The organism is Streptomyces camponoticapitis (assembly GCF_014646115.1).
GTDB lineage: Bacteria > Actinomycetota > Actinomycetes > Streptomycetales > Streptomycetaceae > Streptomyces > Streptomyces camponoticapitis.
On sequence record NZ_BMMV01000033.1, the window covers coordinates 46908 to 61363 of the forward strand.

The window sequence follows — 14456 nt, forward strand, 5'->3', positions numbered from 1 at the left end:
TCAGTGACGCACCAGCGGCAGCAGGTCCGGGCGTTTGGCGACCGTGTGGTCACCGGAGGACGCGCCGCGCAGGCGGCGGCCGATCCAGGGAACCAGATATTCGCGTGCCCACTGGATGTCGTCGCGGCGCACCTCCAGCGTGCCGCGTGGCGGCAGGGGCGGCCACGGCTGGTCGGGGTCGGCGGGGGTGTCGAGGCCGAGGACCTGGGCCGCGCGCAGTGCCACGCGGGTGTGGCCCTCCGGTGACAGGTGCAGCCGGTCGCCGTCCCAAGCGCGCCTGTCCTGGACCGACTTGAGGGACCAGAGGTCCAGGACCGGGCAGTCGTAGCGGTCGGCGATGGAGCGGACGTGGGCGGTGAACGTGGCTATCTTGCCGCGCAGATGGCGCAGTACCGGGACGCCCCGGGTGTCGAACCCGGTGGGGACCATGACGGTGCCGACCGCGCTCGTCAGGTCGGCCAGCGCCCGTTCGAAACGTTCGGCGACGTCGTCGGGGTCGGAGCCGGGCCGGATGATGTCGTTGCCGCCGGCGCAGAACGTGACAAGATCCGGGGCGAGTTGCCTGGCGCGCGGGATCTGCTCCGCCACGATCTGGTCGAGCAGCCGTCCCCGTACGGCGAGGTTGGCGTACCGGAACGATCCGTCCGCCGTCCGGTCGGCGAGCAGTACCGCGAGCCGGTCCGCCCAGCCGACATAGATTCCGCCCGGTCCAAGGTCGCCGACGCCCTCGGTGAAACTGTCACCGATGGCCGCGTAAGACTCGAAGGCACCTCTGTTTTTTGATCTCGAATCGTCAGCCACAGCAGAACATCATTCACCCGGCCATGTGACCTACGCGACCGTAAGAAGGTGTGGCCCCCGGTGAGAAACACCACCGGTCAAGATTCGTTCAACCGGGAATAGCGGAAAGGCCGTCGGCCGGCACCCGGGGGTGCCGGCCGACGGCCGATTACATGGGGGACCGAACAGGTCAGATGGAAACGCCGTGCTCGCGCAGGTACGCCAGCGGGTCGACGTCGGAGCCGTAGCTCGGACCCGTGCGGATCTCGAAGTGCAGGTGCGGACCGGTGGAATTGCCGGTCGAGCCGGAGAGGCCGATCTGGTCGCCGCCGGCGACCCGCTGACCCGCCGAGACGGACAGCGAGGAGAGGTGGCCGTACTGCGAGTACTGCCCGTCGTCGTGCTTGATGACGACCTCGTTGCCGTACGACCCGGCCCAGCCGGCCGAGACGACGGTGCCGGGGCCGACCGACTTGACCGTGGTGCCCGAGGCGGCCGCGAAGTCCACGCCGGTGTGGTAACCGCTGGCCCAGCTGCCGCCGGCCGCGCGGTACGGGGTCGTGATGGTCGCACCGTCGACGGGCGCGGTGTAGCCGGAGTCCGCGCTCTGCGCCGCGGGCTCGTTCGCCGTGGTGTCGGCCTCGGGGGCGGGCTCGGCCGGTGCGGGCTTCGCGGGGGTGGCCTTCTTCGGGGTGGCCTCGGCCTTGCCCTCGGAGGACGCCTTGGCCTTCGCGCCGATGGTGAGCTTCAGGCCCGGGTGGATCAGCGACGGGTTGTCGCCGACGGCCTCGCGGTTGTCCTCGTAGAGCTTCTGCCAGCCGCCGCTGACCTTCTGGGTCTCGGCGATCTTGGCGAGGTAGTCCCCCGCGGTGACCGAGTACGTCTTCACGGTCTTGGCGGTCGCGGCCTGCTGGGCCGTCTGCGCGGCGGCGGTGGTGTGTGCGGCGGACACGGCCCGCTCGGGCGCCACCGACGGTGCGGCGGTCTGCGCGGCGGCGTGGGCGCCCGTGGCACCGATGAGCGGAATTGCTATGGCGGCGCCACCCGTTCCCGCGACGACGAAGCCACGGGTGATCGGGTTGGTCCTCGGACGACGGTGCTTACCCTTTCCGGGCATGGCGAATTCCTCTCCGGCGCCTACGAGGTGAGCTGTCGGGTTCGGGCTGGAGATGCCCGGCCGCGCCGTGACGCGACTTCACCCCAAGCCGTCCGGATCTCCGGAAACGGCGTACTACCTGGGTCCCCCGCTCCTGCCACACGTTGATGAGTGCTGGGTGGATGCGGATTCCGAACGGCGGCAGGATTCGGCGATCCGCTCGGATTGCGGTGACCGTAAGCCGCGCGGGCCGACCCGTACAAGCCGCTGTTTTCCTCCCGCAATCCACTCTCGAATATCGACATCCGCGAGCGGTCACCCTGCGTGGATTACGGATCTTCGAATTCCGTGCGACGGCCCAATTCCCTTCCCGGGCGCGGCCACACACCGTCACGGATATGATCCTGCTCACCAGCCGTGGCCGATCTACCACCATCTCCCCCACGACCGGGGCACCTTATGGCCAATCACCCAATCCGGACAGAAGCCCTATTCCCAAGGCGCTTTCAGGGGGAACCGATGTCGTAAAGTCGGAGCGCGACAGCGTCGGCGACGAGCGCCGACCGCACACGCGGAGGAGCCCACGTGACGCACGAGGTGCCGCAGCAGGTCCCGCCGAGCGAGCCCGATCTCGCCGGGGTACGCAACTTCCGCGACGTGGGAGGCCTGCCCACCGTCGACGGGCGGCGCGTACGGTACGGACGGCTCTTCCGCAGCGGCCATCTGGCGCACGCCACCGCCGAGGACGCGGCGTTCCTGACCTCGCTGGGGCTGCACACCATCTTCGACTTCCGCAACGCGGCCGACCAGAAGCTCGACGGTCTGGACGTCGAGCTCCTCGGCGTACGCAATGTGAACATCCCGCTCACCGACCCGGCCGACGGCACCGAGTTCTGGAAAATGGTCCGCGACGGCGATCTCGACCAGCTGCGCTCGATCCTCGCCGACGGCAAGGGCGCGGCGCGGATGTCCGCTTCGTACCGTTCGATCATCCTGGACCGCACCGCCGAGCACCGGCGGGTGCTGGACGCGCTGGCCGAGGAGAGCCTGCCCGCCCTGATGCACTGCGCGGCGGGCAAGGACAGGGCCGGTCTCTCGATCGCGGTGTCGCTGCTCGCCGTGGGCGTGGAGCGGGACGCGATCGAGGCGGACTATCTGAAGTCGAACGATCCGCACCGCAGGTACCTGGTACGGCGCAGCGACCCGACACCCGGCGGGACCTCTCCGGAGGTACTGGAGCTGCTGGCCCCGCTCTTCGACGCGCGCGCCGTCTATCTCGAAACGGCGTTCACGACGATGGAGGAGACGTGGGGCAGCGTCGACCGCTATCTCACGGACGGCCTCGGGCTGACGGACGAGACGCGCGAGCGGCTGCGGACGCGCCTCGTCGAAGACTGAAGGACCGGAGGACTGGAGGGCTTGAAGACATGGCCTAGCGGCCGCCGGCGCCCGCCTCGAACAGCAGGTAGAGGAAGCCGGCCAGGACATGGCCGGCGACGAGGTAGGCGAAGAGCCGGATGGCGAGACCGCGCGGGAAGTTGCGTTCCTCGTCCATGACGGACTTGGCGGGCTCCTCGGGCGAGGGGTTCTGAACGGCGTCCACTGGGTTGTCGGACACGGGGATGGCCTCTCTGGTCGGGTGGGCGGAGCTGACAGCAGGTGAGTGCCGCCCGTTCAGCGGCGGTGGGCCCCGCCGGGCAGGCACAGCTCACCGACGGGGCTGGTCAGCAGGGTGTGCACGAACAGCAGCTCGACGCCGGTGGGACCGGCCGCCGCGAGACGGTGCGGGGTCGTCGAGTCGAAGTGGGCGCTGTCGCCCGGGTCGAGCACATGGACGGTGTCCCCCAGGCTCAGTCGCAGCCGCCCCTCCAGGACATGGATCCACTCCTCCCCCGGGTGGACCCGGACGAGGTCGTCCTGTGCGCCGTACGGCACCGTCACCCGCAGCGGCTGCATCGCCCGGCCGGACGGGCTGCCCGCCTGGCGGTACGTCCAGCCGTCCGCCTCCACGGGCTCCGCCCGCGCCGCGCGGATGACGGGGTCGCGCTCGGGCGGCTCCTCGCCGAGCAGCTCGGAGACCGTCGTGCCGTAGACGCGCGCCAGACCGAGCAGCATCGGCAGCGAGGGCTGGCGCCGCCCGGTCTCCAGACGGGAGAGATGGGCCGGGGAGAGCCCGGCCCGTGCGGCGGCGGCCTCCAGGGTGAGGCCCCGGCCGCGTCGAAGCTCGCGCAGCCGGGGTGCGACGTCAGGCAGACTCTCTGTCATGGCGTCCATGGCGTCGGTCCGGCCGGTCGCCTGTTCAGGAGCGGTGGCGGGGTGTTTCATACCCCCATTGCGCCAGGAATTCTCCTCTGAGGCAAATTTATTGCCTCAGAGGCAATCCGTCGGCCACACCACGTGCCATCGCCACGCGCCGGCGCCGCCCGCACCTCACCGGCCGGCGATCGCCTGCTTCACCAGCGTCCTGCCGAAGTCCCACATCAGCCCGCCGCCCGTGTGCGCGTCGTCCATCACGGCCGTGAAGGCCGTCACGAAGCGGTCGACCTCCCGCTCCCCGATGGTCAGCGGCGGAATCAGCTTGATCACTTCCAGATGGTCCCCGGAGACCTGGGTGAGAATGCGGTGCTTCCGCAGGAGCGGCACCACGACCATCTGCGCGAAGAGACCCTTCCGGGCCGTCTGGAGCATCGTCCACCGGCTCCGCAGCCCGATCGACGTCGGCCGGCCGAATTCGATACCGATCATCAGCCCCCGGCCGCGCACGTCGCTCAGCAGCTCGTACCGGTCGACCAGCGCGGCCAGCCGCGACCTCAGCAGATCACCGGTCGTCCTGGCGTTGGCGACGAGCCGCTCGTCCTCGATCACCGACAGAACGGCCAGCCCCGCCGCCATCGCCTGCGCGTTGGATCCGAAGCTGGCCGAGTGGACCAGCACCCGGTCCATCGAGGAGTAGACCTTCTTGAAGATCCAGTCCTTGCCGAGGGTCGCGCCGACCGGCACGTAGCCGCCGGAGAGCGCCTTCGCGACACACACCAGGTCCGGCTCGACGCCTTCCTCGTGCTGGTACGCGTAGAAGTCGCCGGTCCTGCCGAGCCCGGTCTGCACCTCGTCGACGACGAGCAGTGCCTTGTGCCGGTGCAGCAACTCCTGCGCCGCGCGCAGGAAGCCGGGCGGCGTCGTCTGGACGCCCTTGCCCTGGATCGGTTCGATGACGAAGCCCGCCACGTCGCCGCGCTTCAACTCCCGCTCCAGCGCGTCGAGATCACCGATCTCGATCGACGTGTCCGGGAGCAGCGGCGCGAAGCCGGCGCGGAAGCCGTCCTCGCCGTTGACCGAGAGCGAGCCGATGGTCAGGCCGTGGAAGGCGTGGGAACAGTAGAGGATCCTCGGCTTCCCGGTGGCGTACCGGGCGAACTTCAGCGCCGTCTCGACGGCTTCCGTACCGCTGTTGCCGAAGAAGACCCGGTCCAGGTGAGGGCTGTACTCAAGCAGTTTCTCGGCGAGCAGACCCGGCAGCGGCTGGCAGTCGAAGCGGGTCAGGTCGGCGAGAGAGGCGTCGAGGACGTCGTGGAGGGCCTCGCGTACGACGGGGTGGTGCCGGCCTAGCCCCATCACACCGAAGCCGGCGAGCATGTCGAGGTAGTCGTTGCCCTCGGAGTCCCAGAAGTAGGCGCCCTCGGCACGCTCGTAGACCTTGTCGAAGCCGATGGTGCGCAGCATGCGCGGGAGTTGGTGGTTCAGGTGGGCGCTGTGCAGCTCGTAGCGTTCGCCGCCGCGTTCGGCCAGCAGCTTCGCGAGGTCGAAGGCCTTGCCCGGCGTCTCCGCCGGACCGGACCCCCGCGCGTGAGCCGGCGGCTCGTGCCCTGTCGGCTCGGTCATCGCGTGTTCTCCGTCATCGGGTCTTCTCCGTCATCGCGTGTTCTCCTCGCGCTCTTCCCGGCGCGCCAGTGCGGCGCTGATCTGTCCCGCGATCTCGACGGGTGTGAGTCCGATGTCGGCGAGCACCTCACCGCGTTTGGCGTGCGGGAGGAACTGTTCGGGGATGCCGAAGGTGCGCAGCGGTACGTCCACGTCGGCGTCGCGCAGCGCCTGCCCCACGGCCCAGCCGACTCCGCCGCTGCGGCTGTTGTCCTCCACGACGGCCACGATCCGGTGCCGCGCGGCCAGCGGCGGCAGCTCCGCGTCGACGGGCTTGACCCACCGGGGGTCGACCACCGTGCAGCCGATGCCGCGCGCGGCCAGCAGCTCCGCCGTACCGAGACAGACCCCGGCGAGCGCCCCGACGGACACCAGCAGCACCTCGGCCCCGCCGGCCTCCGGCGCGTGCAGGACGTCGAGCCCGCCCGTACGGCCGACGGCGGGAATCGTCTCGCCCACCGACTCCTTGGGGAAGCGCACGACGGTCGGTGCGTCGTCCACGTCCACGGCCTCCCGCAGCAGGGACCTGAGCTGGTCGGCGTCGCGCGGGGCGGCGATCCGCAGGCCCGGTACGCACTGGAGCAGCGACATGTCCCACATGCCGTTGTGGGAGGGGCCGTCGACGCCGGTGACACCGGCCCGGTCGAGTACGAACGTGACTCCGCAGCGGTGCAGCGCGACGTCCATGAGCAGTTGGTCGAAGGCGCGGTTGAGGAAGGTGGCGTAGACGGCGACGACGGGGTGCAGTCCACCGGTGGCGAGCCCGGCGGCGGAGACCGCGGCGTGCTGCTCGGCGATGCCGACGTCCCAGACGCGGTCGGGGAAGCGCGCGGCGAATCCGGTCAGTCCGACCGGGTGCAGCATGGCGGCGGTGACGGCGACGACGTCGGGGCGCTCCTCGCCGATGGCGACGATCTCGTCGCCGAAGACCGACGTCCAGGACGGCCTGCCGGGGGGCGCCAGCGGTTCGCAGGTCAGCGGGTCCATCACGCCGACGGTGTGGAAGTGGTCGGCCTCGTCGTCCAGGGCGGGCTGGTAGCCGCGGCCCTTCTCGGTCAGGCAGTGCACCAGTACGGGGCCGGTGAAGCGGCTCGCGCGGCGCAGCGCCGACTCGACGGCTCCGACGTCGTGTCCGTCGATGGGTCCCAGGTATTTGAGCCCGAGGTCCTCGAACATGCCCTGCGGGGCGACGGCGTCCTTGAAGCCCTTCTTCGCGCCGTGCAGCGACCCGTACAGCGGCCGGCCCACCACGGGGGTCCCGCGGAGGACTTCCTTGCCCCACGCGAGCACCTGCTCGTAGCCGTCGGTGGTACGCAGGATGGCGAGGTGCCTGGCGAGGCCGCCGATGGTGGGACCGTACGAACGCTCGTTGTCGTTCACCACGATGATCAGCGGGCGGTCCTTCGCCGCGGCGATGTTGTTGAGCGCCTCCCAGGCCATGCCGCCGGTGAGCGCCCCGTCCCCGATGACCGCCACCACGTGGTCGCCGCCGCCGCGCACCTGGCGGGCCTTGGCGAGCCCGTCGGCCCAGCCGAGCACGGTGGAGGCGTGGGAGTTCTCGATGACGTCGTGGTCGGACTCCTCGCGCGAGGGGTAGCCGGAGAGGCCGCCCTTCGTCCGCAGCTTGGAGAAGTCCTGTCGGCCGGTGAGCAGTTTGTGGACGTAGCTCTGGTGTCCGGTGTCCCACAGGATGCGGTCGGCCGGTGAGTCGAAGACCCGGTGCAGGGCGACGGTCAGCTCCACCACCCCGAGGTTGGGCCCCAGATGGCCCCCGGTCCTGGCGACCGCGGGAATGAGGAACTCCCTGATGTTCCGGGCCAGTTCGTCGAGTTCGGCCCGGCCCAGCGCCTTCAGGTCGCGCGGCCCCCGGATGTTCTCCAGCATCGACATGCTCAGCCCCCTCTGGATCCTCTCGCGGATCCGTCAGCTGTCTGTGACTGCCGGTCACGGCGCCGGAAGGACAGCGGCGGAGTGCGCCGCTGTCCTTCCGGTGGCCATGACGTCACGGGCCGCCGGTCCTACTTGCTCCCGGCGACCGTCTCCCGCACCGCTCGCAGCGACTCCTTGAGGGAGCCCATGGTGGCGAGTACGGCTGTCGGCTCGTAACCGCAGTGCGCCATGCAGTTGGCGCAGCGCGGGTCCTTGCCCCGGCCGTACTTGTCCCAGTCGGTCTCCTCGACGAGTTCCCTGTACGTGGGGACGTACCCGTCGCTCATCAGATAGCACGGGCGCTGCCAGCCGAAGAGCGAGTAGTTGGGGATCGCCCAGGCCGTGCAGGGGAAGTCGGCCTTGCCCTCCAGGAAGTCCAGGAAGAGCGGTGAGTGGTTCAGGCGCCAGCGCCCCCTGTTGCCGCCGGCGAAGGCCTTCTTGAACAGCTCCCGCGTCTGCTCGACGCCCAGGAAGTGCTCCTGGTCGGGTGCCTTCTCGTAGGCGTAGGCGGGCGAGATCATCATCTCGTCGACCTTCAGGTCGTCGTTGAGGTAGTTGAGGACCTCGATGATGGTCTGCGGGGTGTCGGTGTTGAAGAAGGTGGAGTTGGTGGTGACCCGGAAGCCGCGCTTCTTGGCCTCTTTCATCGCCTCGACGGCCTCGTCGAAGACACCTTCCTTGGCGACGGACTCGTCGTGCCGCTGGCGCAGTCCGTCGATGTGCACGGCGAACGCGAAGTACGGCGAGGGGGTGAACTTCTCCAGCTTCTTGCGCATCAGCATCGCGTTGGTGCAGAGGAAGACGTACTTCTTCTTCGCGACCAGCTGCCGGACGATCTCGTCGATCTGCGGGTGCATCAGCGGCTCGCCGCCGGCGATGGAGACCATCGGCGCCCCGGATTCGAGCACCGCCCCCACCGCTTGCGCCACGGGCATACGCTGCTTCAGGACCCCGGCCGGGTGCTGGATCTTGCCGCAGCCCTCACATGCGAGATTGCAGGCGAAGAGTGGTTCCAGCTCGACGATGAGTGGAAACTTCTCACGCTTGCGTAGCTTCTGTTCAACGAGGTACGTCCCGACCCTGATGGTCTGACGGAGCGGCATGGCCATCTAGCTCACCTCCTGGGGAGCAGCAAAGAACGGTGCCATTCAAGAAAAGCCGGAATGACGGCACGAAGGACACGGAAAGCTGATATTCCACCGCTCACCGTGCCAATTCGGACTAGCTCATGCTCTGGAGCGTCCACGACCACCCGTACGGCCGCAACCGGGCGGGGCCCGGCGCTCAGGGCGGTGCGGAGTGTCGCGGCGGACTCCATGTCCACCGCGACGGCTCCCGTGGCACGCAGCCCGGCTCTCTCGGGGCCGCGCACCACATGGTCGGATCCGGCCAGCGGGCCGGTGTGGACCGTGCGTCCGGGCAGCGCCAGGGACAGCGCCTCCACGAGCAGACCTGTTCCCGTACAACGCGTCACGCCGTGGGAGCCCCGGGTCTCGTCGGCGACGATCAGGTCCCCCGGGTTCATCCCGGGGACCAGGCCGGCACAGAATCCGGACGCGATGACGGCCGCGTCCCTGTGCCGGTCGGTTCCGAGCGCGCGCGCCGTCGCGTGCTCGGCGTTCTTGGGGCCCATGCCCGTACGGAGCACGGTGACGGGCCCGGTCCCGTGTGTCCGGCCGCCCCGGCCCGCCAGACCACTCCGCAGGGCGCTGCGCAGGGCCACCTGCTCGATGCCCAGGGCGCAGGCGATCAGCAGCGGCATGACGGCCGGGGCCGTTGCGCCGTCCGTGGGAACGGCTCTGCCGGCGCCGCCGGGGGGCGAGTCCATCAGGCCCCCTTGCGGCTGTCCGCCCGGCTGTCGGGTCGTCGCTCCTTGACGTTCCTCGTCCGGCCGTCCCCCAGCAGCTCGGCACGGGCGGGTCCGCGGTCCGGACGCGGCTCCCCGTTGACGTACCTGCCGAGGGCCGTGAGCGGGAACACCTGCCGGTAGAGGTGGTAGTTGATGGAGAAGTCCCACGGGAACCCGGTGCCGGTGAAGTACGGCTCGTCCCAGGAGCCGTCCTCGCGCTGGGCCGCCGCGAGCCATGCCACCGCGCGCTCGACGGCGGGCGTCTCGCGCCGCCCGGCCGCCAGGAGCGCGAGCAGCGCCCACGCGGTCTGCGATGCGGTCGACGCGCCGTGCCCGATCCACTTCTCCTCGCGGTACGAGCGCAGGTCCTCGCCCCAGCCGCCGTCGTCGTTCTGTACGGACTCGACCCAGCCGACCGCGCGGCGGATCGCCGGGTGACCGACAGGCAGCCCGGCGGCGACGAGCGCCGGTACGACGGACCCCGTCCCGTACACGTAGTTGACGCCCCAGCGGCCGAACCAGGAGCCGTCCGCCTCCTGTTCGGTGAGCAGCCACTCGATACCGCGCCGGGTGTCGGGGTGCTCGGCCATGCCCTCGTACGCCAGCATCTCCACGACGTGCGCGGTGACGTCGGCGGACGGGGGGTCGATGACCTCACCGAAGTCGCAGAACGGGAGCCGGTTGGGGAACGGGCTGACGTTGTCGGCGTCGAACGCGCCCCAGGCGCCGTTCTTCGACTGCATGCCGAGCGTCCAGCGCGCGCCCCGCTCGACCGCCGTGTCCATCCGCCCGGTGTCCGGGTGCGCGACCCGGCGCAGCGCGAGGATGACCTCGGCGGTGTCGTCGATGTCCGGGTAGTTGTCGTTGTGGAACTCGAACGCCCAGCCGCCGGGGGCGAGTCCGGGCCTGCGTACGGCCCAGTCGCCGGGGCGCACGATCTGCTCGTCCAGCATCCACTCGGCCGCCTTGAGGAGCGCGGGGTGGTCCGGGCTCACACCGGCGTCGGCCAGCGCGATCGTGGCGAGGCAGGTGTCCCACACCGGGGACTGACAGGCCTCGATCATGCGCGCGCCGTCCTCGCGCCAGACGGCGAAGCGGTCGAGCGATTCGAGTCCGGCACGCATGACCGGGTGCTTCAGGTCGTAGCCGAGCAGATGCAGGGCGATGATCGAGTAGACGGCGGGCGGCTGGATACCGCCCCAACAGCCGTCGTTCTCCTGGCGTTCGACGATCCAGCGGGCCGCCGCGTTCATCGCCGTGCGGCGTACGGCGCGCGGGGCGACCTTGTGGTACAGGTGCAGCACCTTGTCGATCCGCTGGAAGACACCGTCCCAACTGGCCGCCCGCGCGAGGGGCTTCACAGGATTCGGACGCCGTACGTCCGCGTGCAGCTCGTCCAGCGCGAAAGGCGCGGGACGGACGGGGCGCAGGGCCGAGACGATCGTGAGAGGCACGATGGTCTGCCGGGCCCAGCAGCCGAACGAGTAGATGTTCAGCGGGAACCACTTGGGCAGGAAGATCACCTCGGGCGGGACCTCGGGGAGGTCGTCCCACTTCCACCAGCCGAAGAGCGCCAGCCAGATCCGGGTGAAGACCCGGCTCTCGGCGATGCCGCCCTGGTCACGGATCCAGGCGGCGGCGCGCGCCATGTGCGGGTCGTCGGGCCGGTCCCCGGCGAGACGCAGCGCGACGTATCCCTCGATGGTGGCGGAGAGTTCACCGGGCCCGCCGTGGAAGGTGGCCCAGGTCCCGTCGGCGCGCTGTTCGCCCCGGATGAAGCGGCCGGCCGCCTCGGTGGTTCTCGCGTCCTGGACACCGAGGAACTGACGGAGCAGCAAGTCCTCGGCGTCCATGGTCACATTGGTCTCCAGGTCGCCCTTCCACCAGCCCTGGGCGTCCTGTTGGCCGAGCAGATGCTCAACGGATCGTGCGGTGGCACGCCGTGCGACCTCCCCGATGTCGCTCACGACGGGTGTGGTGTCGGACGGTTCGCTCGCCGCGGCAGCGCGGGGTCCCACAGCCCCGGTGCTTCCGTCGGTCGTCGCTGTCATGGCTTCCCCTTACGTGCAGTTGGTCCTCTGCTGTGCTGGGGTCTCCGTCGTCCGGGGGATCGGCAACGAACCGACGGACGGCGCGACTACGGAGGCTGTCGGTGCGTCAGCCTCCGGTGAGCGTGGATATACAGATGGCGATGGTGATCATCTCTTTCGTACGACGACGAAGTCCGCGAGCGCGGTGAGCTGCGCGCGGACCCGTTCGGGCATGCCGATACCGCTCAGGGCCTCGATGGCGACGGCGTGCTGCCTGCGGGCCTCCTGGGAGGTCCACTCCCGGCCGCCCGCCTCCTCGATGAGTGCGGCCCTGGTCGCGAACTCCTCCTCCGAGAAGCTCGCGAAGTCCGTGCTCTTGGCGTCGGCGGCCAGCAGTTCGCCGAGCTGTTCCGACGCGGGCCCCCCGGCGGCGAGAGCGGCGACGACCGGCAGGGACTTCTTGCGCTGGCGCAGATCGCTCCACGTCTGCTTGCCGGTGGCCCCGGGGTCGCCCCAGATGCCGAGCAGATCGTCGACGGCCTGGAAGGCGAGGCCGAGGTGGTGGCCGTACGACTCCAGGACGTCGGCCGTCCGGTCGTCGGCCCCGCCGAGGACGGCGCCGATGGAGACGGCGCAGGCGAGCAGCGCGCCCGTCTTGTTGCCCTCCATCTCCAGGCACTCCTCGACGGTGACCCGCTCGCGGTGCTCGAAGGAGATGTCCTGGGCCTGACCGTCGATCAGTTTGCGGCTGGCGACGGTGAGCCGGCGGGTGGCGCGACCGGCCTCGGCGGTGCCGAGCTCCAGCAGGATCTCGTTGGCGAGCGCGAAGAGGGCGTCGCCGACGAGGATCGCCTGGGCGGGGCCGTGCACCTTCCAGACGGTGTCGCGGTGGCGGCGCTGCTCGTCGCCGTCCATCAGGTCGTCGTGCAACAGCGAGAAGTTGTGCACCAGTTCCACGGCGACGGCGCCGGGGACACCGGTCTCGGCCGCCGCCCCCGCGGCCTCGGCCGACAGCAGCGCGAGCGCGGGGCGCACCGCCTTGCCGCCGTCGCCGTCGGCGGGCCGGCCCTCGGCGTCGATCCAGCCGAAGTGGTAGGCGGCGACGGTGTCCATCGGGGGGGCGAGCCGGCCGATGGCGGCGCGCAGCACGGGGGTGGACAGGGCTCGGCCGCGCTCCAGCAGCGCGAAGACGTCCGCGGTGTCGACAGCCGGATTCGCCGGGGGCACAGTCGGCACGGTCTCTCCTCTTTTTGCAGTACTGATGGGTCCCGTACGCGTCGTCGCCGTACTCGTCCTTGCCGCGCCGTCACTCGTCGCGCCGTTGCCGGCCGCGGTGTCTCTCACCGCGCTTCCGCTCCCCGTACCCCTCACCGCCGCGTCCGGCCTCACGCGGCCTCCCGAAGGGGGTGCGGACGGGTGCGGCCGAGTTCGGCGAGAGCCGCGCCCGCCGCGCTGAAACCGCTGCGAACCGCGCCCTCCATAGTCGCGGGCCATCCTGTCGCGGTCCACGCCCCCGCCAGGAAGAGGCCGGGCGCGCGGGTCCGCGCGGGCGGCCGCAGCCGCCCCACGCCGGGCGTCGGCGCGAACGTCGCCGTGCGCTCCCGGGTCACGAAGAAGTCCCGCACCTCGGCGCTCCGCGCGGCCGGGAGGAGACGTTTCAGCTCCGGCAGATAACGGGCGCGAAGCTCGGCGACCGGCAGGTCGATCTCGTCCGCGACCGCCGACTGCGACAGCGCGACGTACTGCCCCTCCTTCAGGCCCGAGGCGTCCGTCCGGTCGAAGACCCACTGGACGGGGGTGCCGAGCGCGGCGAAGAAGGGGCGGCGCAGCACCTTGCGGTCGTAGACCACATGCACGTTGAGGATCGGCGACGTGCCGATGTCCAGGAGGCGGCCCGGCTGGTCGAGCGCGCCCTCGGGCAGCAGCGAGTGCGTCTCGCTCTGCGGTACGGCGAGGACCACCGTGTCCGCCTCGATGCGCTCGCCCGGTACGTCGACGCCCCAGCGGCCGTCCCCGGTGCGGGTCACCGCCGTGACGCGGGTGCGCAGTTCGGTCCGTACGCCCGCCGCGTCGAGGGCCTTGCGGGCCAGTGTGTCGTGCAGCTCACCGAGCGGCACCCGGGCCCAGCCGATGTCGGCGGCGCCGCGTTCGGAGAGCAGTCCGGTCTTGAAGACCATCGCCGCCAGGCCCATGGAGGCCTGCTCGGCGGGGACGTTGAGGGTAGCGACGCAGACGAGGTTCCACAGGGCCTCGACGGCGCGCGCCGACTGCCCGTGGCGGCCGAGCCAGGTCGCGAAGTCGATGCCGTCGAGGGCGGGATCGGCCGGATCCAGCGCCTTGAGCGCCAGGGCCGCGCGTCCTACGGAGGCCTTCTCGGCGAGCGAGAGGTGCGGGTAGGCGGCGAGCCCGCCGGCGAGATGCAGCGGTACGGGAAGGGCGTTGCGGCTGAGCCGTCCGACCCGGGGCCGGTCCGCGCGGCCCACGTCGAGCACGGGGACGTCGAGCCGGTCCTGCACAGGGGCGAGGGCAGCGCCGTCGACCCGGTCGAGGAACCAGCGGTAGGCCGTGCAGCAGCGCAGATAGACATGCTGGCCGTTGTCGACGGTCAACTCGCCGCGGGTGAAGGAGAAGGCGAGACCCCCGAGGCGCGGGCGGCCCTCGACGAGCGTCACACGCACCCCGGCGTCGGCGAGCTGGAGCGCGGCGGTCACACCGGCGATGCCGCCGCCGACGACGACCGCGTGACGCGATGCCGTACTTCCGGATGTCGTCATGCGCCCTCCCCCACGGCTGTCGCAGTCAGGGACGCGCCAGGTCCCCGGGGGGTTGATCTCAGAACTCCGGAGCCGCGGGC

The 14456-nt window shown here is 70.7% G+C and carries 12 protein-coding genes and 1 riboswitch; of the genes, 1 reads left to right on the forward strand and 11 read right to left on the reverse strand.

Going from position 1 to position 14456, the window contains the following annotated elements; all coding sequences use genetic code 11:
* Both IEY79_RS33765 and IEY79_RS33770 read right to left on the reverse strand, forming a co-directional pair.
* A complete protein-coding gene (locus tag IEY79_RS33765; RefSeq protein WP_189111467.1) occupies positions 1-801 on the reverse strand; it encodes an SGNH/GDSL hydrolase family protein in 801 nt (266 codons plus the stop codon).
* A 169-nt stretch (positions 802-970) separates the two neighbouring features.
* Positions 971-1897 (reverse strand): LysM peptidoglycan-binding domain-containing M23 family metallopeptidase, encoded by a 927-nt coding sequence (locus IEY79_RS33770; protein WP_189111468.1) that lies wholly within the window; start codon positions 1895-1897, stop codon positions 971-973.
* 2 nt (positions 1898-1899) lie between these two features.
* Positions 1900-2067, reverse strand: a riboswitch (cyclic di-AMP (ydaO/yuaA leader).
* 406 nt (positions 2068-2473) lie between these two features.
* On the opposite strand from IEY79_RS33770, the gene IEY79_RS33775 reads away from it, so the two are divergent.
* Positions 2474-3274, forward strand: a complete 801-nt coding sequence (locus IEY79_RS33775; RefSeq protein WP_189111501.1) for a tyrosine-protein phosphatase — start codon at positions 2474-2476, stop codon at positions 3272-3274.
* 34 nt (positions 3275-3308) lie between these two features.
* Here the strand turns inward: IEY79_RS33775 and IEY79_RS33780 are convergent, their stop codons facing one another.
* The 9 genes from IEY79_RS33780 to hpnE all read right to left on the reverse strand — a co-directional run bounded on the left by IEY79_RS33780 (position 3309) and on the right by hpnE (position 14376).
* Positions 3309-3494, reverse strand: coding sequence for a DUF6126 family protein (locus tag IEY79_RS33780; RefSeq protein WP_229701357.1), 186 nt, complete (start codon positions 3492-3494; stop codon positions 3309-3311).
* A gap of 56 nt (positions 3495-3550) precedes the next feature.
* Positions 3551-4150, reverse strand: a complete 600-nt coding sequence (locus tag IEY79_RS33785; protein ID WP_373292678.1) for a helix-turn-helix domain-containing protein — start codon at positions 4148-4150, stop codon at positions 3551-3553.
* A gap of 156 nt (positions 4151-4306) precedes the next feature.
* The gene (locus tag IEY79_RS33790) at positions 4307-5755 is read right to left on the reverse strand and encodes an aspartate aminotransferase family protein (protein WP_189111469.1); all 1449 of its coding nucleotides are present in this window, start codon (positions 5753-5755) and stop codon (positions 4307-4309) included.
* A 30-nt stretch (positions 5756-5785) separates the two neighbouring features.
* On the reverse strand, positions 5786-7684 hold the full coding sequence (gene dxs / locus IEY79_RS33795) for a 1-deoxy-D-xylulose-5-phosphate synthase (protein ID WP_189111470.1): 1899 nt from the start codon (positions 7682-7684) through the stop codon (positions 5786-5788).
* A 128-nt stretch (positions 7685-7812) separates the two neighbouring features.
* Positions 7813-8832, reverse strand: coding sequence for an adenosyl-hopene transferase HpnH (hpnH, locus tag IEY79_RS33800; RefSeq protein WP_189111471.1), 1020 nt, complete (start codon positions 8830-8832; stop codon positions 7813-7815).
* A gap of 5 nt (positions 8833-8837) precedes the next feature.
* Entirely contained in the window at positions 8838-9485 is a 648-nt protein-coding gene (locus IEY79_RS33805) for a phosphorylase family protein (protein ID WP_229701358.1), read from the reverse strand.
* A 65-nt stretch (positions 9486-9550) separates the two neighbouring features.
* Complete coding sequence (gene shc / locus IEY79_RS33810) at positions 9551-11623, reverse strand: squalene--hopene cyclase (protein WP_189111473.1); 2073 nt, start codon at positions 11621-11623, stop codon at positions 9551-9553.
* 147 nt (positions 11624-11770) lie between these two features.
* On the reverse strand, positions 11771-12829 hold the full coding sequence (locus IEY79_RS33815) for a polyprenyl synthetase family protein (RefSeq protein WP_189111504.1): 1059 nt from the start codon (positions 12827-12829) through the stop codon (positions 11771-11773).
* A 158-nt stretch (positions 12830-12987) separates the two neighbouring features.
* A complete protein-coding gene (gene hpnE / locus IEY79_RS33820) occupies positions 12988-14376 on the reverse strand; it encodes a hydroxysqualene dehydroxylase HpnE (RefSeq protein ID WP_189111474.1) in 1389 nt (462 codons plus the stop codon).
* Positions 14377-14456: the final 80 nt, after the last annotated feature.